This is a genomic window from Bradyrhizobium sp. ISRA442 (assembly GCF_038085055.1).
GTDB lineage: Bacteria > Pseudomonadota > Alphaproteobacteria > Rhizobiales > Xanthobacteraceae > Bradyrhizobium.
Genome location: NZ_JALGCN010000012.1, coordinates 167,710 through 185,619, shown reverse-complemented (window position 1 = coordinate 185,619; position 17,910 = coordinate 167,710). Strand labels below are relative to the sequence as shown.

The 17,910-nt window shown below is 58.8% G+C and carries 19 protein-coding genes and 3 pseudogenes; 2 read left to right on the top strand and 20 right to left on the bottom strand.

The genetic code is table 11. The features are described 5' to 3' along the window. Nucleotides 1–3: 3 nt before the first annotated feature. From MTR72_RS24995 to MTR72_RS24955, 9 genes and pseudogenes are all read right to left on the bottom strand, one after another. Nucleotides 4–413, bottom strand: a pseudogene (locus tag MTR72_RS24995) (c-type cytochrome). Next, nucleotides 394–1,293, bottom strand: a pseudogene (locus tag MTR72_RS24990) (cytochrome c oxidase assembly protein). Before MTR72_RS24990 ends, MTR72_RS24995 begins: the two co-directional pseudogenes overlap by 20 nt. Then, a complete protein-coding gene (locus tag MTR72_RS24985) occupies nt 1,281–1,622 on the bottom strand; it encodes a hypothetical protein (protein ID WP_341511367.1) in 342 nt (113 codons plus the stop codon). The pseudogene MTR72_RS24990 and the gene MTR72_RS24985 overlap by 13 nt, the downstream one beginning before the upstream one ends. Next, complete coding sequence (locus MTR72_RS24980) at nt 1,619–2,221, bottom strand: cytochrome c oxidase subunit 3 (RefSeq protein ID WP_341511366.1); 603 nt, start codon at nt 2,219–2,221, stop codon at nt 1,619–1,621. Before MTR72_RS24980 ends, MTR72_RS24985 begins: the two co-directional genes overlap by 4 nt. Continuing rightward, nucleotides 2,218–3,764, bottom strand: a pseudogene (locus tag MTR72_RS24975) (cbb3-type cytochrome c oxidase subunit I); the annotation flags it as partial. The pseudogene MTR72_RS24975 and the gene MTR72_RS24980, both read right to left, overlap by 4 nt. Continuing rightward, entirely contained in the window at nt 3,749–4,174 is a 426-nt protein-coding gene (locus tag MTR72_RS24970) for a DUF6538 domain-containing protein (RefSeq protein WP_341511405.1), read from the bottom strand. The pseudogene MTR72_RS24975 and the gene MTR72_RS24970, both read right to left, overlap by 16 nt. Before the next feature lie 516 nt (nt 4,175–4,690). Beyond that, the gene (locus MTR72_RS24965; protein WP_341511365.1) at nt 4,691–5,224 is read right to left on the bottom strand and encodes a hypothetical protein; all 534 of its coding nucleotides are present in this window, start codon (nt 5,222–5,224) and stop codon (nt 4,691–4,693) included. A 31-nt stretch (nt 5,225–5,255) separates the two neighbouring features. Continuing rightward, nucleotides 5,256–5,699: a hypothetical protein gene (locus MTR72_RS24960; RefSeq protein ID WP_341511364.1), complete on the bottom strand. Its 444-nt coding sequence runs from the start codon at nt 5,697–5,699 to the stop codon at nt 5,256–5,258. After that, nucleotides 5,696–6,214: a hypothetical protein gene (locus tag MTR72_RS24955; protein WP_341511363.1), complete on the bottom strand. Its 519-nt coding sequence runs from the start codon at nt 6,212–6,214 to the stop codon at nt 5,696–5,698. Before MTR72_RS24955 ends, MTR72_RS24960 begins: the two co-directional genes overlap by 4 nt. Nucleotides 6,215–6,354: 140 nt before the next feature. Between MTR72_RS24955 and MTR72_RS24950 the strand changes: the two genes are divergently transcribed. Both MTR72_RS24950 and MTR72_RS24945 read left to right on the top strand, forming a co-directional pair. Next, complete coding sequence (locus tag MTR72_RS24950) at nt 6,355–7,089, top strand: hypothetical protein (RefSeq protein ID WP_341511362.1); 735 nt, start codon at nt 6,355–6,357, stop codon at nt 7,087–7,089. 70 nt (nt 7,090–7,159) lie between these two features. Then, nucleotides 7,160–8,005 (top strand): hypothetical protein, encoded by an 846-nt coding sequence (locus MTR72_RS24945; protein ID WP_341511361.1) that lies wholly within the window; start codon nt 7,160–7,162, stop codon nt 8,003–8,005. 264 nt (nt 8,006–8,269) lie between these two features. Here MTR72_RS24945 and MTR72_RS24940 read toward each other — a convergent pair whose 3' ends face one another. From MTR72_RS24940 to MTR72_RS24890, 11 genes are all read right to left on the bottom strand, one after another. Then, on the bottom strand, nt 8,270–8,497 hold the full coding sequence (locus MTR72_RS24940; RefSeq protein ID WP_341511360.1) for a hypothetical protein: 228 nt from the start codon (nt 8,495–8,497) through the stop codon (nt 8,270–8,272). Nucleotides 8,498–8,644: 147 nt separating this feature from the next. Continuing rightward, nucleotides 8,645–8,968 (bottom strand): hypothetical protein, encoded by a 324-nt coding sequence (locus MTR72_RS24935; protein WP_341511359.1) that lies wholly within the window; start codon nt 8,966–8,968, stop codon nt 8,645–8,647. Continuing rightward, nucleotides 8,968–9,435: a hypothetical protein gene (locus MTR72_RS24930; protein WP_341511358.1), complete on the bottom strand. Its 468-nt coding sequence runs from the start codon at nt 9,433–9,435 to the stop codon at nt 8,968–8,970. The genes MTR72_RS24935 and MTR72_RS24930 overlap by 1 nt, the downstream gene beginning before the upstream one ends. Further along, nucleotides 9,436–11,670: a phage tail tape measure protein gene (locus MTR72_RS24925; RefSeq protein WP_341511357.1), complete on the bottom strand. Its 2,235-nt coding sequence runs from the start codon at nt 11,668–11,670 to the stop codon at nt 9,436–9,438. A gap of 136 nt (nt 11,671–11,806) precedes the next feature. Continuing rightward, nucleotides 11,807–12,142: a hypothetical protein gene (locus tag MTR72_RS24920; RefSeq protein ID WP_341511356.1), complete on the bottom strand. Its 336-nt coding sequence runs from the start codon at nt 12,140–12,142 to the stop codon at nt 11,807–11,809. Nucleotides 12,143–12,164: 22 nt separating this feature from the next. Continuing rightward, nucleotides 12,165–12,941: a hypothetical protein gene (locus MTR72_RS24915; RefSeq protein ID WP_341511355.1), complete on the bottom strand. Its 777-nt coding sequence runs from the start codon at nt 12,939–12,941 to the stop codon at nt 12,165–12,167. A 10-nt stretch (nt 12,942–12,951) separates the two neighbouring features. Then, the gene (locus MTR72_RS24910; protein ID WP_341511354.1) at nt 12,952–13,227 is read right to left on the bottom strand and encodes a gpW family head-tail joining protein; all 276 of its coding nucleotides are present in this window, start codon (nt 13,225–13,227) and stop codon (nt 12,952–12,954) included. A 15-nt stretch (nt 13,228–13,242) separates the two neighbouring features. Continuing rightward, complete coding sequence (locus MTR72_RS24905; RefSeq protein WP_341511353.1) at nt 13,243–14,970, bottom strand: phage portal protein; 1,728 nt, start codon at nt 14,968–14,970, stop codon at nt 13,243–13,245. Between the two features lie 6 nt (nt 14,971–14,976). After that, nucleotides 14,977–15,222, bottom strand: a complete 246-nt coding sequence (locus tag MTR72_RS24900) for a hypothetical protein (RefSeq protein ID WP_341511352.1) — start codon at nt 15,220–15,222, stop codon at nt 14,977–14,979. Between the two features lie 124 nt (nt 15,223–15,346). Then, nucleotides 15,347–17,158, bottom strand: a complete 1,812-nt coding sequence (locus MTR72_RS24895; RefSeq protein ID WP_341511351.1) for a phage terminase large subunit family protein — start codon at nt 17,156–17,158, stop codon at nt 15,347–15,349. Nucleotides 17,159–17,168: 10 nt separating this feature from the next. Beyond that, nucleotides 17,169–17,588: a hypothetical protein gene (locus MTR72_RS24890; RefSeq protein ID WP_341511350.1), complete on the bottom strand. Its 420-nt coding sequence runs from the start codon at nt 17,586–17,588 to the stop codon at nt 17,169–17,171. Nucleotides 17,589–17,910: the final 322 nt, after the last annotated feature.

The window sequence follows — 17,910 nt, the reverse complement described above, 5'->3', positions numbered from 1 at the left end:
TGTTCATCGCGAATAGAGGTAAGTCGCGACGTCGCGCGCTTCGGGCTCCGAAATTCCAGTCGTGGCATTGCCGATCGCGGCGAAAATGTTTGTGGCGAGACGATCCATCGCACCGGGTTGTCCGGCGAATTCGGTGCAACGCCACCAATGTAGACGCGGTGCTTGATTCCGGACAGGGGTCCACCGACCCGGCCGTCACCGCCGGGAATACCCAGAATGACGTGGCAGCCCGAGCAACCGTAACGCCTGATGATCGACGGCGCTCGCGCCGGATCGCCGCCGGCCATGGCACGGGCAACCGTCTCGGATTGAAGCCGCGAACTCCAAATCACTCCAATCGTCGCTCCGGACGCAATGACGACCCCCAGTGCACCGCAGGCTGCCCATCGACGGCTAGATTGCGCGGGCGGCATCGCCACCTCCGCCGACCTCGCTTGAGTGCCTGATCCACAGGGCGATCAGCGCCAGCGCAGCACCGGCATAGATCGTCCCTGCCGGCACCCACATGATAAGCCCGGCAAGCTGCTGATCCTCCAGCGGAGTAAGGCCCCAGGCTGCGACTGCTGTGGTCTCGGGCTGATAGAGAACGCGTGGCGCGAGCGCCATAAGCGCGCCCAGAGCACTCGTATGCAGCATAGTGATGAACAGATGCTAGGCCGCCGGACCGGCCCTATCACGTTGAAGGACTGACCACCAAAACAAGACAGCGGTGAGCAGAAAGCTCAGATGCTGCAGGCGATGGATCGCTTCGTTGGTCACCGCCGCATTGAACAGAATCGGAGCATGCCAGCCCCAGATCGCGACACCGTGGAGAACCGTCGCACTACGCCCGGCACTCAGCCATGCCCATGTCCGACTGATCGCAGGCCGCCTCAGAAATCGGCCAACTGCAATCCGAATACCGCGGGGCAGCGACCACAACAATGCTGCAATGGGCCGGCCCATTACCAGCAATGGCGCCGAAACGGCCATCAGGATCTCGTGCTCGATCATATGAAAGCTAAGGAGACGCTCGCCGAGCCAATGCAATGGCGACACCAACGCAGCAACGAGCGTCAGCCAACCGGCGAGAAAGGTCAATGTTTGCCGTCCTTGATGTCTCCATCCAATCAAGGTGCGCTGCCAAAGAACCAAGCTGCCGATGGCGTAAGGTGCGGCCAGAACAAGCAAGGAAACGACAACCCAGGGATCGAACGTCCAACTCGGGCCGCTGTGGTGTATCTCCTGGCCATGCGCAAAGATGCGGCCAATCGATGAAGCCAGTATGACGATTGCGATGACTATCGTTCGCATCCGCTGAGCACCAATGAAGCCATCCCCTGCATCAAGAGAGCAAAAGCGAAAATCGATACCGACAACGCACTCATTGCCCCGAGGAAGCTCAGTACGGGCGGCAGTGGCTCCGCCGTGGACGAGCGGCGCACCGCGCGCCACGACAGCGCCCCCGCTGCGCAAGCGGCGATCGCGCCTGCGAATGATGCTGCCGCGGAGTAGCGCGCCTGATGCTGGCAATCGACATAGGGCAGGATCTGCCCCAGTTGGGTGTTAACGATCCAGGCCGCAGCCGCAACTGAAAAGCCGGCGCAAACCTCCAGAGCAAGACGGTTTCTATTGAGGTTCATAGGCGGGGAATCCAATAGATGCAGCCATATATCGGAAGCCACGTCAGAACGACAAAGTTCCAATACATTGCGTTGTCCTGGACATCGCCGAAGCGGCGCGAACTATTGCCGCGTTGTGTAAACATCAGTGCCGCCAATACAAAGGTGTCGATCAGATCGGTTACCAAGTGAGTCGTATGCAGACCCAGCAACGTCCATATGACTGAGCCGTACGCATTGCTGTCCCAATTGATGTTAAGCGCTGGAAATTCGAAGACCCGAACGACTACCGGCAATATTCCCAAAACGGACATTACGACGATGCCGATTCTGACCTTGCGCAAGTCCTCCCTCTCAGCCCATTGCGAGATGAAATAGTTGGGTACAACGCTGACCAGAAGGATCGCTGTCACCAGCGTTCCGGGCAGCAGGTTCGGTTTCGGCGCATTGATCGGCCACGTCGACGCGAGGTTCATCAGATAGAAATAAACGGCAATCGTGAGCGCGAAGCCGGTCCCTTCGATCAGCACAAAGGCGAGAGTACCCCACCAAGTCACGCTCGCAGTGCGCAAGCCATGCATGGGCAGTTTGGAAAGATCGGCAACAACTTGCACCTTCATGATTCATCCTCAGGCGTTGCCTTGGGCCAGAACCAGCCGATCAGAGCCACGGCCACCGGTATGGATCCCCAGACGACCGCCCATGGCGTGAAGATCGGCGCGATCAGCATCACCGTGGTCGCGACGGCAGCCAAGAACGGCCAGATCGAATTTCTCGGCGAGGCCTCGCGCACCTGCGGGCTTGCTGCTGCTACGGTGCTCACGATCAACTCGCGGCGATCCGCGCGGAGCCCGCTCGCTACCGCAAGATTGCGGGGCCGATCCCAAAGCGGATTTGATCCGTCAACGACCGGAATTTGCGAAAAATTGTAGCTGGGCGGCGGTGACGCGGTTGCCCATTCGAGCGTCGGCGCGTGCCAGGGATTTTCACCCGCAGATGCGCCGGCGCGCGCCGAGCGGATCGCGTCGGCGAAGACGATGAGAAATCCAATGACAAGAATGACCGAGCTCGCACTCACGAAGATGTTGAGACCGTGCCAGGGCATATCTGGCTGATAAGTGTATATCCGGCGCGGCATACCCTGAAGGCCCAGGATGTGCATCGGGAAGAACGTCAGGTTGAAGCCGACAAAGATCAACCAGAATGCCCATTGCCGAGGCCTTCGCTCATCATCCGGCCGGTGATTTTTGGAAACCAGTAATGGATGCCGCCCAGCAACGGGAATACGGCACCGCCGACCAGCACGTAGTGGAAGTGGGCCACAACGAAGTAGGTGTCATGCACCTGGGTATCGAAGGGCACGGAGGCCACCATGACGCCCGTCAAGCCACCGATGACAAAGGTCACGATGAAGCCGATCACAAACAGCAGCGGAGTCCTGAATGTGAGCGCACCATCCCAAAGTGTCGCCAGCCAGCAGAAAACCTGGATGCTGGCAGGGATCGCGATCGACATGCTGGATGCCGTGAAGAAGCTTTCGCCAAGCCGCGGCAATCCCGTCACGAACATGTGGTGGACCCACAATCCGAACGCCAGGACAGCTGTCGCGATCAGCGCCATGACCATGGCTAGATAGCCAAACAGCGGGCGTCGGGCGAACGTCGCGACGATAGTCGACACCATTCCGGCCCCCGGAAGGAAGATGATGTAGACCTCGGGATGTCCGAAGAACCAGAACAGATGCTGCCATAGCAGCACATCACCGCCTTCCGCCGGATTGAAGAAATGGGTTCCAACCAACCGATCCAGAATGAGACTCGTGCTTGCGAGCACGATGGCCGGCATCGCCATGATGACAACAAACGAGGTAACAAGCATCGACCAGACGAAAAGTGGAATGCGGTCAAGTGACATTCCGGGCGCGCGCTGCTTGAGAACGGCAACCACAATCTCTATTGCGACCGCCAGCGCCGCAATCTCGGTGAAAGTAATCATCTGTGCCCAGATGTCGGCGCGCTTACCAGCGCCATATTGCGGGCCGGACAGTGGCACATAAGCGAACCAACCGACGTCGGGACCCATGTCGAGCGCGAACGCAATCCAAAGCATTGCCCCGCCGGCCAGAAATATCCAATACGAAAAGGCATTCAGCCGTGGACCTTGAACGCGGCGACGATCGATGTGACCTCAGGCTTGGCACCGCCCTGCCATTCGGGAAACCGCGTCGCCTTTGGATCTTCCGAATAGTCGTCATTGGCGTTGCGGTCGCGCTGGCCGGCAAGTTCTATCGCGAGATGGTGGCACGCCATGAGGAGAATCCAGGGCCGGCGCGGCGCTGGGAGCGCCAATGGCGCCTCCTTCTGGCTCAGCGACCGCACGCCCTCCTTCAGGCCGCTCCAGCGTCGCCGCACCTCGGCGGCCTTGAGCGCGTGGCGGATCTTGGCTTCCTCGGGATCGCGCGTCTTCAGCGAGCATTTCTCTTCGCGCTTGTTGACGATCGGCCGTAGCTTGAGCGGCACGGCCATGCGAAACCAGAAAATGCCGGTGGCGGGATGCGGCCAGGGGCGCGCCATGATCAGGACCATGCGTTGTACCAACCTTTTGTACCAACGGCCGGTAACGAAAGCCCTTATTTTCCCGAGGGATTCAATTAATCAGGCACTTAGGGTAATGCTCGGCGGAGAGGGAGGGATTCGAACCCCCGTTTTGCAGCCGGCCACCAAACCAGAAGCCTGAAACGGCGAACGCCGAACAACCAATCACAACGCACTTGCTTCTTAACTGGGGCAACTGTCCGCCACTGATCGCGCGAGATCTCACGGCAAGCCGTCACAACGATCCGCCGTTTGAAGAACCGCTTTAACGTCCGGTCATTTTTTGAAGGGCTTGAATTGAATAGCGCGCCATTCAGAATAAAACTGCGAACTCGTATGTAATTGAAATTGCAATCTAATTCCATCTTCGTGGAAGCAGCAGTTGGCCTGTCGGGGGTTCGAGTCAGGGGAGCGCTACGTACGGTCCCCCACACAATTCGAGCCTTTGTTTTCAAAGACTTACCGGGCTGCTTGACCACCCGCATGACGGCGCGGCTAGGAGCCCGGCTTGATCACGGTGCCCGTGACGTTGATGGGCTCCGGTTGCATACCTTTCGATGTCTCGGAAGCGCTCCAATCGCTGAGCGCCTCGTTGGTCAGATGGGCTTGGACAAGCTCGCGCCAGGAGTGCCCCACCTGACGCCACTTCTCTTTCCGAGCGGGAATGTTGTTTAGCCTTCGCTGAGCATTCAGAGCGAACCGAGCGGCCTCTGAGTTCGGATCACGTGTAGCCTCTGCGATAGTTTCACGGAGCAAGTCCTCCGACAGCTTCCAACCAGACTCGGTGAATCTGCCCTCCGCAAAGTACTCGAAGCACGCCCGGAATCTTACCCCGCGGCCTACGGCCCTATACGGTGGAAGGTGCGGTTCACCTAGCCAACGCTTCACTGCCTCAAGTTGCTCCGGCCCACCGAGCGCCAGAACGTCGTCGGTTTCAAACAATAAGTATGCGGCGCAGCCAGCGATCTCACTTTGTATTTCGGACTCTTGCTTTTCTATCCAACCGACGATTTCTTCCAATGGCGACATGGGGCTTCCCTGCTCTAAAAAAACGACCGTCCTAATCCGCGACAGTTTTGAAGCGGAGTTCATTTTCGAGTTGGCTTTTCGCTGAGGCTCGATCTTTTCCGTAGCTGTGCAGTGTGTTTGAGACCGCAAGAAGAGCCGTGCTGGCTGTCATTGGGTTGAATCTCCAAAGTCTAACGAACCAAACGGCAAAGCGTTCATTGAGTGCAAATGCACGCATCCTAGCCGCGAGGTCTCGGAAAGTATCTTCGGCCTCGCGCAATCTCGCCCGCTCGTCATCGTCCACGTCGACGGGCTCCGTTGTGCCATCAACCTTCGCCTGTTGTGCCGCGCGGACGTTGGCGTAAAGCACGCTCTTGTGGATCACTTCGTTTCGCAGGTCAAAGAAGCGTCTAAATGGCTGGCCGACAAACGACGTAACAATCCAGCCGATGCCTCCCAACGCAAACACCCCTACCGTTCCCCAAGCATCAGTCATTTCGGCTCCTCGATGCCCTTTCGCGCTTCATGGTCGTTGATCCAAATATGGATGTTCACCCCGCCTCCGTCGCGCGTGAACGCCTGACACTCGATTTTTGCATTCGGGATGTCTAGGTCTGCCAATTCAGATTTTTCTTTCAACGCTGCACGGTGGCACTTGTGCGACGCGGATTCCAACGTCCTAGCGTCGACACCTGTGACCGCCTTGCCCGCCGTTGCGAGCAGAGTGAACCACGCGTTTGGTGGGAAGCCACTGTCGTCCCAGTTTAGCGAAACGCCAGTAATTCGATGGTTCATGCAGCTCAGATGCATATCGGGCTTCTTAAAGAAGACGTTGTCGCCGGAGGGCGAGTAGTGATCGAAAGTCGTGCCGGTCAATTCGATGAGGCGCGCAGTAATCTCTTTGCACTCGGCAGACTGTGCTCCGTTATCGGCAACCGCTTGCGTCCCGCTGGTCGTCCCTATCACAGCGAGAGCCAACACTATCGGCAGGCACTTCATCCCTTTCCACACGTCCCCTCTCCTCGCGATACTCTTTCCCCGAGGGCATCGGAATAGCCTAGACCTGCCTTGTCGCACATTCCCTTAAAGTATACTCTCGGTTGAATCGCTTTTCTTTGTTCCGTTCGGCTGCGATCAACGGGAGACAAAACGTGCTGAGGCGAACGAGACTGGGTCTGCAATATTCGCTGCTCGTTCAGTATGACGCCCTTTGCCTTTCGTCTGCGATGTTCGATGCAGGCCATCGCAGTGAGGCCGTGCGGATCGCCAACGCGATCTTCGTGTTGCTCGGGCCTGACATGAGAAACCACAAATCAGTCCTCAGCCAATTGGGTGTTTTGGATGGACAGCTTACAGTGCCCTCTACAGCCGACTCGCGCGGCCCCCATGGTACCGCGCTGATAGCAGTCGAAGCGACGCCGTACTCAACAGACGATGGGCAAGGCGGATATTTTATTGAATCGGTTCCATTTGGCCACGAGCCTCTCAGTGCGGGCCGCCGTCTCCCGGTGCCGGATTGGTGGAACGAAGGGGTTCTGTCGGGCATCGGAGCCACCACTACATTGACCCGGCTTCAAGTAGTTCGGATTATGCGCGACCAGGACGGCGGGGCACACTTGGATGACCACATCAAGGATGAGACCTATCTAGCCGTCTACGTGAAAGGCACCGGATTTCTATACAAGCCGAGCGCGGATAGCGAAGTATCTCTCCCGGTCGAAGGCGCGCTTGAAGCTACTGTACGGCAGATGGCTCACGAAGTTCTAAATCCGATGCGCGGCCTCGCACACTCCGCCAGACATGCTCTACGCGAAGCGGCGAAGACGGGGCCGTTATATCCCCAATATTTCGAACTCGACCCCGCTACGCCACCTGCCCAAAGCTAAACGTTGAGTTCAGCTACGACGTTTGTTGAGGGCCGGACGATTTTTATGAGACTCGAAGGTGGTGGACTCGATGCCAGAGAAGTCGACAGATGCGATCTTCGGGCAATGGCACGCCAAAAAGTACCCTCCTGTTGGGCATTGCATTTACTGTGGGTCAACCGAGAGTCTTTCAGACGAACACATCATCCCTTATGGCCTTCAGCCGAAGGGTGGTGACTGGTTCCTGCCGAAGGCTAGCTGCGACAAGTGCGCCAACATTACAAAGGGATTCGAAGGGTCCTGTCTGCAAGGCACTCTGGGGCCGTTTCGCGCAAAGCTAAACTTGAAGAGTCGCAGGAAAGCAAAATCTACGGTCGAACGGACAATGAATTTTCGCGAGGACGGCCGGTTAGAGAGCAGCGTTGTCCCACTAGCAAATTTTCCGACTTCCTGTTTGGGCTTCAACTGGGCTGAAGCTGGACTTCTTCGTCATATCGATCCTGCAACAGAATTTGAGGGAGAACTAGTCGTTCGCCACCCAAAGGGGGAAATTGAAAAATACATAAAGGATGGTGAGGCGATCAAGATAGCTAGGGTTCGACCGCTCGACTATGCACGCATGCTCGCCAAGATCGCTCATAGTTATGCGGTAGCGCGATTGGGCGAGACAACGTTTGAGCCACTGCTTCCGGATTTGATCCTGGGGAAAGATGCTAACGCCCCTTATCTCATTGGGGGTGACAAGAGTGGAGCCCCGCTTGTCGATCAGCCCGACGCTCTACACGACGTGTATCCTCAAGCTTGCATCGTAACCGGAGTGCCGCATTTGTTGATCGGGATACGCTTGTTCGCATTTATGGGCATGCCGCGATACTTGGTCGTAACCGGGAGGATACGCGGCAAAGAGTTGGACTACCTGCGAACCAACCCGCTATAACGTTTCGCATCTAACTTGGCCGATTGCTCGGAGCGCTCTTGGATGCTTCAGTGAACGCGCGCCCCACGTCGCCCAGCTCGGGGGCGAACTCGATGCCTAGCCGTCCGTCTTCCTGCTCATGGACGGTGACTAGATGACGGCGGCCCTCATCGAGAGCGGACGCAAGCTTCTCTTGCATCTGCTCTGCGTTGAGATTCCGGCCCCACACGTGCCTGGTCACCACCAGGTCCATGAGGCGCTTCAGGTCCGCGGGTAAAGGCACGTTCAGGCGACGATCACCGTCCGCTCGATCTGCCATGGACAATCCCGCAACCACTCAAACACGTGCTCAAGGCTGTAAGGCTTTTCGACTTCAGGATCACCAGGCCGCTCCGGGCCTTCGATCAGGAAGAAAGAGCCGCAGGCCTTGCGGACCATGCGGTCCACAAGCGGATAGGCTTGCTGGGTTGTGGGATCGTAGTTGTCGTATCGTCGAATTGCGATGGTCTGCATGGCCCCTGCCTTTGGGTGGAGAGCCTGTTGGCGTCCAGGCTCTCCGGGTGGTGATGACTCCCCTTCGGCTCAATTGAGCGTGGCAGAACACTTGTAAGGACGCAACACGATATGTGTCAGGCGAAATAGCTGACAGTCCTGACGGCCTCACAGCGCCGCGAAGGGTTCGCTCACTGGAAATCGTTGCTTCAGTTGTCTCAAACGCGCACGGCCAAGCGCACGTTCAAGAAGCAGCTCCCCACAGCACTTCACGAGAACTTTGACGTAACGCGCAGGAACGTCCTGTCGGCGCGATGCTGCCCACGCGAGGTACGGAAGCAGCTTGTCCGGCAAGGCCTCCGTGAGCTGCAACACGTCGATGGCGTCCCTGCATACTTTCAGCTTAGCGAGCGCAAGCGCGAGCACGTCCGGCATTTCAGTATCAACAGCGGCCGACCGGGGTGCGAATTGAAGCTTGATGACGTTGCTCATCACGGCCCCATGACGATTGGCGGGACTGGTGTGGCAACGATTCCCGGGCCGTCTATTTTCTGTCGACCGAGTTGCACGACATCAACGGTGATGCACGCGACCCCATCGGCCTTTATATCGGTCACTTCGTATATCTCACCCGTACGCAACAGCTTGATGCGATAGTACTGGCGAAGTGGGAATGGCAGGGCGTTATAGCCAAACTGGAAGATTGGCTTGCTGGTCGACACAAGCGGAGTGATCGCCTGCATATTGTGCAGCCTGCCCCCACCCAGGGCGCTCGTTGCCTTTCGTGTGAATACCGCAGTAGCGGTGACGGTCTTCTCCGGCTCCGGTATCGTAGGAAAGTTCACGCCGCCCGATCTGACAGGCGTAACGGTGACGCCTTCACCCATGGTAGCTTCAATCGCCGCCCACGTATTCTGCATCAGGTCGCGCCAATTGTTTTCTGGAAACAGTGTCGTCATTTACTTCGTCCCTGTAAGAGCGTTTGCCGCTGCGGGCTTGGTGCTGTTGTCGCCAGGGCCTTGCATGCTGGTGCCGAGCTGGCCGTTCAGCGACAACGTCGCCATGCTCTCAGCTCGCTTCACCAGGCCCTCGAAGTATTGCGACGGCCTCACTTCGATCTGCATGTTATTGTGCAGCTCGGCTTCGCCGGTCACGGTGCCGCTAACCGCAACGTCTTTGAAGCCGGACGACTGACCGATTGAACGAGTTGAGTCCTGCCAGCCTGCCGACGTTACGTCCCCATCGCCGCCGTTGCGGAGATACCGGCTCGACACGTCGTCAAGCGTCGGGCGCTGGAACCTATCGAACGGCCCGGACTGCGGAACGGATACACCATCCCATATATTGGCCTTCCGCCGTCGCTGCCTTTCGATGGCATTCGCAACGGCCCAGTCCGGATCAGCCCAATCAGCTATGTTGCGGTCGAGCTGTTCGTCCGTGCTGGTCCGGATGCTCTTGGACTGGAAATATAGGCCAGTCGCTGCGGCGAGCGCGGCGGTTACGCCAATGCCAGCGACCACGGTGCCGCCGCCCACTATGGGGGCGACTGCGCTAGGCAAGCCGCCTGGTGCGCCGGGGATCGCTGCGCGCGCAGCCAATACCTGCAACGCGGCCGAAGCCGAATTGACGCTACCGATGAACGTAACCATGCTGTAGGCCAAGCCGCCCCCAGCCGCCACGGTCGCGATGCCCGCGAAGATTCCAGCGGCTCTTTGGGCCTCCGGGCTCAAGTTGGTGAGCGCTGTCGTAACGGAGTTCGCGGCGTTAGCAACGCCCGTCAGCCAACCTTCGTTGGCCTTCACCATCGTATTGGACAGCGCTTCAGCAGACGCCGTTAGCCTGTCGACTGCGGACGCGAGCCCCTGGTTCATTTCGTCCGCGACCTTCGTAGAGAACCCGCCCGCATGGCCGAGGTCGTTGAGCGCCTCGAAATACTTATTCCGTTCTTGCAAGAGCGTGACGCCCCGCGCGCCTTGCTTGTCGCCAAGGTAGTTCTGCATAAGCGTGGGATTGTTGGCATCGAGGAAGCGCTGTAGCAAAGCGCCGCCCTGCAATCCCTGCTTGGTCATGTCGAAATATTCGTTTGCGGCCTTAGCGAGATTCTTCTGATCGGTCTTCGAAAGCGACTCGCCGCTCTTCTCGGCAGCACCCCGCACCATCTCCGCGAACTTGCCGCGATCTGACAACACTTCGCCGCCGTTTTCCTCAAGCTCCTTATTGATGCCCGCAACAGCTTCCTTGCTCAGGCGCTTGCCGAACGTCCGCGCGAGCTTGTCGCTTAGCCCCTCTCCGGTGATGAGGCCGTGAGAAGCGTATTCGTCAAGGTTGATGCCTTCCTGTGCAGCCGCCTCGCGACCCTTTCGAGTGGGCGCGAGCATTCGCGCATAGAACTGGCGAGCGAACACACCCGCCTCGCTTCCAACGATGCCGCCACGACGAAGCGCCATCCCCATTGCAAGCGATTGCTCGGGGCTGACGCCCACTGCGTTAGAGGCCGCAGCGGAATATTTTTCGTATTCCAGCACGTCCTCAAATTTCATATTCGATTTCTTCGTCGCGACTGCGGCGAGGTCGTTTAGGAGTGTCACCTTCCGTTGAGCGTCTGACGGACCATCGAAATGAACGCCGTACTGCGAAATCATGGATTCCATCAACTCGGCGTTCTGCTCGGGCGTGACGCCCATCGCCCGCGCGCCGATGGCCGTTGGGCGCGTGATAGCGAGATTGGTCGCGGCGTCGTACTTCAGGCGTCCGAACGTCTCATGAGCCTTCTGCGTCGCTTCGACGGTCGCCCCGTAAATCGACGCCAGCTCGTTTTGCTGCTTGCGCAGCGCGGCCATGTCCGTCTCGCTGTAGCCCGTGCGAGCTTTGATCGCGGTATCCTCGCGCAGATAGGGCAACGCGTGCTTGATGGCATCAACGCCACCATGCACCATCTTCATTCCCGCGTAGCCTGCGACCGTCGCAGCGATGGCCTTGTGGGCAGCATGCATCTGATTCAGGACGCCAACGTGCTTTTGTGCGGCAAGCGTCGCTTGATTGATATTGTTGGCGTACCTGCCGCCAATGTTGCCGCCGTCGAAGGCGTCCTTAGCGAGCTTTTCGGCCTGCTTAAGAGTGGCCATCAACTCGCGAATCTTTGGGCTCGCGAGGTCGTTGGCGGAAATTGTTGCTGTAACTGACGGGTTGCTCATCGCCCCATCCCCTTCATTTGGTCGCGGTTGAATTTATCGAAGTCCGCGAACATGTCGGCGCAGCGAATTAGTTCAGCCAGCCGCATGGCCTTGACACTGCGCATGTCGAGGCCATGGGTGCTAATCATCCAAGCGATCAAGCGACGGGCTGTTCGGAAGGGTTTTTGTCTGACACAAGCCCCATAACAACGTTGGTGATCTCACCACGGAGCTTCATGAAATCGGAGACAGACAGGTCGGAGAGTAGAAGGTCGTCGACTCCGGTCATGTCTGAAGCGAACTTCATCATTGCTTCGTTGTCGTAGATGTACTCGTAGCCTTCGTTCTCTCCCTTGGCATTCTTGATCGGCCGGATGGTGAACGGGTCGCCATACTTGACGATCAATCGGGCCTTCGGCGATTTTAGCTTCAGTTCGGTAACGTCCCCATCATGGGTTTTCAGGGGCTCGGAAAGTTTGAAAGTGGTGGCCATATCGGCGTAGCCTTTCGTGGGATTAGAGGTTGGACGGGAGTAAAGTTGAAACGTCGAAGCCGCTCTGAGCAAACGCTTTGGTCAGCGGAGTACCCATCTTGTCGTGGGTATCCAACGCCCAACGAATAGCTTTCGCTTCGCTGTAGTGCGCCTGACCTTTCGCGGCGAGAGCCGACAGTCTCATCTCTGCAAGCCGCTTCAGCTTCGCGGGCTCGATGTCGCTGAGCGACGGCTTCGCCTTCGCGGCCTTGTATCCATTGGCCCGGTTGAAAGCGGACATAGAGTTGGAAATCTCCGCGAGGCGCTTGGAGCGCGGATCGTCAGTGGTCGTCATGGTGGTCTCTTCCGTGGTGTCGGTGTGATCGGCTTCGACGGGCAGGCCCCGCAAGAACGCGCGGGCCTGGTCTAGCGTGAGGTTTAGCGGGGTGCGCGACGTGAGAAGCTCTGCCGTCGCGGCCGGTCGCTCTTGCGCTTCTGTCAGCGCGTAGACCGAAGACCGCCAAGAGGCTTTCGGGTCAGGTCGCGATGGGACGGCACGCGGTGAAGCGGCCGTGACCTTCGATACCGAGAACCCCAATGCTTTCGCTGTTCCGGGTTGGACCGTCAGTCCAAACGGCGGCAAACTCACAAGGTCGGTGTATTCGGGATGCCGTGTCGCGATCCGGGCGGATTGTGCGACTAGATCGGCATACGGGGCGATGGCGTAGCCCAACGCTTCCGCGTCCACCCGCGACATGGATTCGCCGGAGGCTGTCAGCACGCTGCGGCGCTGTTCAGGGTGTTCGTACACGGTAGTCATTGTCTGATCCTCAATAGCGAACGCGCGGATGGTGCATGTGGAGCGGTCCCACGCGAACAGCGCGGCCGGTGTTGATACCGGACTCACAGATGACTTCGAGGCGGCGGATTTCATGCTGCAAGGCCTTCGCGTCGGAGCGATGCCATGTCGTCCACATATCGCCGTTCCTCACCTGCGCGAGCGCTTTGCCCGCTAGGAGCTGGTAATAGGCGGCCCGAAGCTGAGCTAGCATGGCGCACGGAGTGTCGATAGCGGGAACGTTCGTCCCGCTCGGTGCGTAGTTCATGGTGTGTAAGGTCCCTTAGTCTGTCGGCGGATCGGCTTCAGCCGTCCAGTCGTCGCGGTTCTTCGGCACGGGATAGTGCAACCCAGCCGCTTCGTATTGCTCGCGCTCGCTTTTGCGCTGCGCCAGAACTTCCTCGAAGTCGAGCCCGCGTTCTCCAAGCTTGGATTCGAGAGTGGCCAGGCCATTCTCAACTTCGAGAATGTCAGCCTGTGCGGCCTTCAGCGGATCAGCAACGGGCTTCGCGTCGCCGCGCCAAGTGCTCTGCGCGTACGCGTTCGGTGCCTCCCAAAATGCGGGAGCACCTTCCGGTAACTCAATACGTCCAGTCTCGCATGCTTCCTCCAACCAAGCGCTGAAAGCTGCGCGGTAGAATGGCTCAACGATTGCGGCACGACGGCGCTTGTTGATCCGCCAGGGCAGCTCTTGCGCGAGACGCGAAGCGCTGAATGAAGTGTTTGCGTAGTCGCCACTAGAATCCTCATAGCTGCCGCCCGCCGCTTTGGCCGCCTCCCGCGACAAGCTCTTGTCGAACGCATCGTACGTGCTGTTAGGCGACTGTGTCCGGTGCATGGTCAGCTTGTCGCCTTTCAGTAGGTGCGACACCACACCAGGCTGCAAGTTGATCTTCACGTTCTCATAATACTCGGCACGCTTTTGCACCCAATCATCCGGTGAAACACCGGCAGGCGACTGTTGCAAGAGGTCCGGAACCGCAAGCGAGTTCAGCGCTTCGCGGGCTGGCAAATCGGACTCGACGGTGGTTGCGACCATTGACTGAACTAGAGCCTGCGCAAGCGCAAACTCGCGAAGCGTAGACTTGGAATGCGCTGGTGTGAGCGCAGCCGCCAGCGGTGAGGTGCCGCGAATCTGGCCAGGGATTATGAGGTCGAAGAGATGGCCGACACGAAGGCGGCCCCACGACGTGCGAGCCTTGACGAAGATCGGCTGAGGCGCGGTCACAGCGTTACCGAGAACGAACGGCCTGATCCAGTACCCTTCAATTTGGCCGCGCTTATCGAATTGGATGCCCTGGAAGATGCTCGCGCCGTTGTTGCCTTCAGCGACGCGCGTGATGCTCTGATCGATCTGCCTCGGGTCCAACAGGTTGACCTTGGTACGGGTTACCGCACCTTGGCCAGGCCGCCAATCGAGAGCGAACGCGGCTTCGCCCGTGAGCAGATAGCTTTTATAGACGGCTGTCGCGAGCTGGTGCAAAGAATGTCTGCCGGAAGCATCGCACTCGGCGGGCGTTGTTATCCACCCACTCCACGCAGTTTCGATCTGGTGAGCCAACTCACGCGCTGCTTCGCGCGAGATGCCTAGCGCGGCGTAGTTCGGTTGCGAAGACAACGTGAGTCCATTGCCTACTGCGTAAGTCGCAAAGCCTTCGACCAACGCTGCGATGACGGGATTGCCAGCTAGCAAATCGAAGGTGATTTGTGAGACCAGCGCGCGTTCTCGCGCTACCTCGTTGCCGGGCATGCCCCAATAAGGCTGCCAGCCCCCAAGATACCCCGACGTGAACGGGCGAGCGTCGTACCGTGCCCAGACGAGCGACGGCTTCCCGTCAGTCCCGTCGAGAATGCCCGCTTGTGCCGACCTGATCGCAGCGGAAGGGAGCTCACCCCTCGCGCTTGTAAGAGCCGCAATCCGTTTAGTCCCCGCGCTTGATCTCAGCCGAGCGCCGGAGCTGGAAGCTCGGCCGACTTTAGGGGCAGTCTTATGTAGTTTAGTTTTGGGCATGGCTGCTTATTCCTTCGCGACACGGCCCGACGCGCGGCGGTTTGTGGCGTTGAAGACCTTCATGCTTCCTTCGATCTCTTTCAGCCGCACGGCTTTCGGGTCGTCCGCGATCTCGACGCTTGCAGCTCCGATACCGACTTGGCCTTCGCGCTCCATCGCAGCGAGGTACGGATTAGCGGCAGGCGCTGCGGCTAGAATGCTCTTCGCGGTCTCAGCATCGAGCGCGGCGTCTAACGCCAGCTTTTGCGCCATCGCTGGATTGCGCTTTGCTTCAGCACTTTCCTAAATGTCCCTGATCCGCATACGCTCGCTGGCGATTGCGGCGTTCGCCTCGCCAGTGACGGCGGCAGGCTTCTTATATTCACGCATGGTGTAGTTACCTCATGGGCTGTGAGAGCGCGGCAATTCGCTTTGCCGACTCTGCGAAGGAAGGTTTGGGTGGTGTGGACGGTGCAGGCAAGACGCTCGCGGCCTGCGAGTTCTTCAAAGCCTTTGCGATGGCTACTGCGTAGACCAGGCAGTCCAATGGCTCGTTCCGCTTTACGGTCCTGTGGTATTCGTAGCGCGGCGCGCCCTTTACGTAGCGCACCCGCAGTTCCTCAGACGCAAGGCCTTCGAAGTAGTCGGCGTCGAGATGATCGGGTAAGTGAATGAAGCCGGAACCGGTCGGGTCCTGAATGGCCAGAGCCTTTTGGACTGACAGCTTCACGGCATCCACGCCCACGATCAGCAATCCGGTTTGGCCCTTGAGGCGGCCGCCGCGCGCGAGAGGCATACGGTCGAAGCCACCCATGCCCTTCACCGCGAACACGTGGCGCGACTTTCGGCGCTGCGACTGAACGAACTTCAAGACTTGATCGGCATTGAACCCGGAGTCGACAGCGCAAACGCTGATGGGGAGCTTTCGCCCATCGGCGAGGTCGAAGGTAGTGCCGAGCGTACCGTCAAGCTGTAGCCACACCGCGTCGCCAGACGTATCGCCCATAAGCTTGAAGTGGTTCAGGACGCTGAACGTCTGATCGGCGTGATGCGCTAAGAAGGTGCATTCTAATCGATCCGACTGAACATCTACGGCCGCAGTGACGAAGCCGATGTTGGCTGCATACGGCGTGACGATGCGCTCTGATCGTTGTTGGAGTTCGGAAGCGCTCAACTCGACTTCGGTCCCCGCGTCGTATGTTCGGGCCAACGTCGTGTTGTAAAAAACTTGCTTGGCTTCCGGTGTTGTCGACGACTCGAAGTGCTGCGCGACGGACGCCATTTTACTGAACAGCGAAGACAGCTCAGTGAGATGATAGGACCTGATGCCCGGCTCACCGATAGCAGTTGCCTCCCATCTGCCCCGCTCGACCATGGCGCGGCGCTTGGGCTCATCGAACACCACGCCGCAGTCATCGCACACTAGGTGCGCGGTCTCTGGCTTGCCGGGCTCCCAATTTAGGTTCTCGAAGCCGAAGGGCGCACAGTGCGCGCAGTCTGGACAGGCCACAACGAACCGGCGCTGATCTCCGCGCAAAAACCACTGATTGATCCGGGAGCCGATGCGCGAAGTAGGCGTGGAAACGATGACGATCTTTCGTCCCTTACCCTCGAAAGTCTTGGTCCGCTTAACCGCAAGCGCGATGGGATCGCCTTCGCCATTTGACGTAGCGAACCTGTCGACCTCATCGAGAAACAAATATCGGATAGCACGTGCGGCCAGTTCGTCAGGCTTGTGCGACGAAGCGAAATTGAGCTGACCGCCAGGGAAGGTCTTAGCAGAGACGGAGTTCACGCCCCCACTAGTACCCTTTCGGGTCTCTTGCCCTTTGCCGATCAGTGCCCGCAGCGCAGGCGACGACGCAATGAGGGGATCAAATTTCTCACGTACAAACTCGTCCGCGCGCGCCCCGGTGGGCGACACGTGAAGCATCGGGCCGGGATCGTTGGCGATGCAATGCCCCATCAAGGCGTTGATGATCGTTGACTTGCCGACTTGTGACGCCAGCATGAGGACGATGATTTCCGTATCGTCATCGGTGATCGCATCGATAGGCTCGCGCTGATATGCCGTTAGCCTAAGCGGCCCAGGCACCGCGTTCGAGCTGGCGGGCAGAACGATTTCTGCTTCAGCGAACGCGGTGGGTGCCACTATTGGCGGCGGGGCCAGAGCGCGCAACCAATCCCGCGCTAGGCCATGTTCGGTCATTTGCGGTATCCTAACTCAACGCCTCGTCGTCTAGCGCTCTGATGAATCTCGCCTCGTCGGCGAGAGTGGTGAGCACGTCACGAACTTCGCTATCAATGATGCGCGTGACCTCGCGGGCGGTTTGCCCCGCTGCCTTGTCTGCTACGCGGCGACCCAGCGCGAGGAAGGCTGTGCGTATTTCGGCGAAAATTCTAACGCCTATCTCGGTGGCTTCGGCGCGGTCGACTAACTTGCCCTCAGCCTTGAGGTTCATCAGTTCAAGGCGACGAGCGCGGTGAAGTTCGGCTTGTGCCTTGGCTTCTGCGTAAGCCGAGCTATGGCCTTCGCCCCTACCATTGGCCGCGTGACCTATGACCTTGTCGCTGTCAGCCAGCGTCATCACGATCTCGACGGCCTTTGTGAAGTCGGCCTCACAATCCTGTTCGCTCATGTCGGATGCAGCGAGCGCGCGACGCACGGTCGCTTGGTCTAAGCCCGCTTCCTCCGCGATTTTGCGGATTATGCCTGGTGGTCGGCCCATGGTCGTTCTCTGCTATTGGAATCGCTGTTGTTTTTTGCGCGAAAAGTGCGGCAGCGTGCCGCGAGGGATGGCGGAGGGGCTCGCAGGGGACCCGCACAGCGCGTCATGCGCGGTCCACGGGGTGCACTGGCGTTGCGCTGGGCACTACCTTTTTTTGGCGTGGTCGCCTGGGCCTTGGTGACGCTTGCGTGGGATAGTGATCGCGCGCCGTGCCTGCTAGGTGTCAGCTACA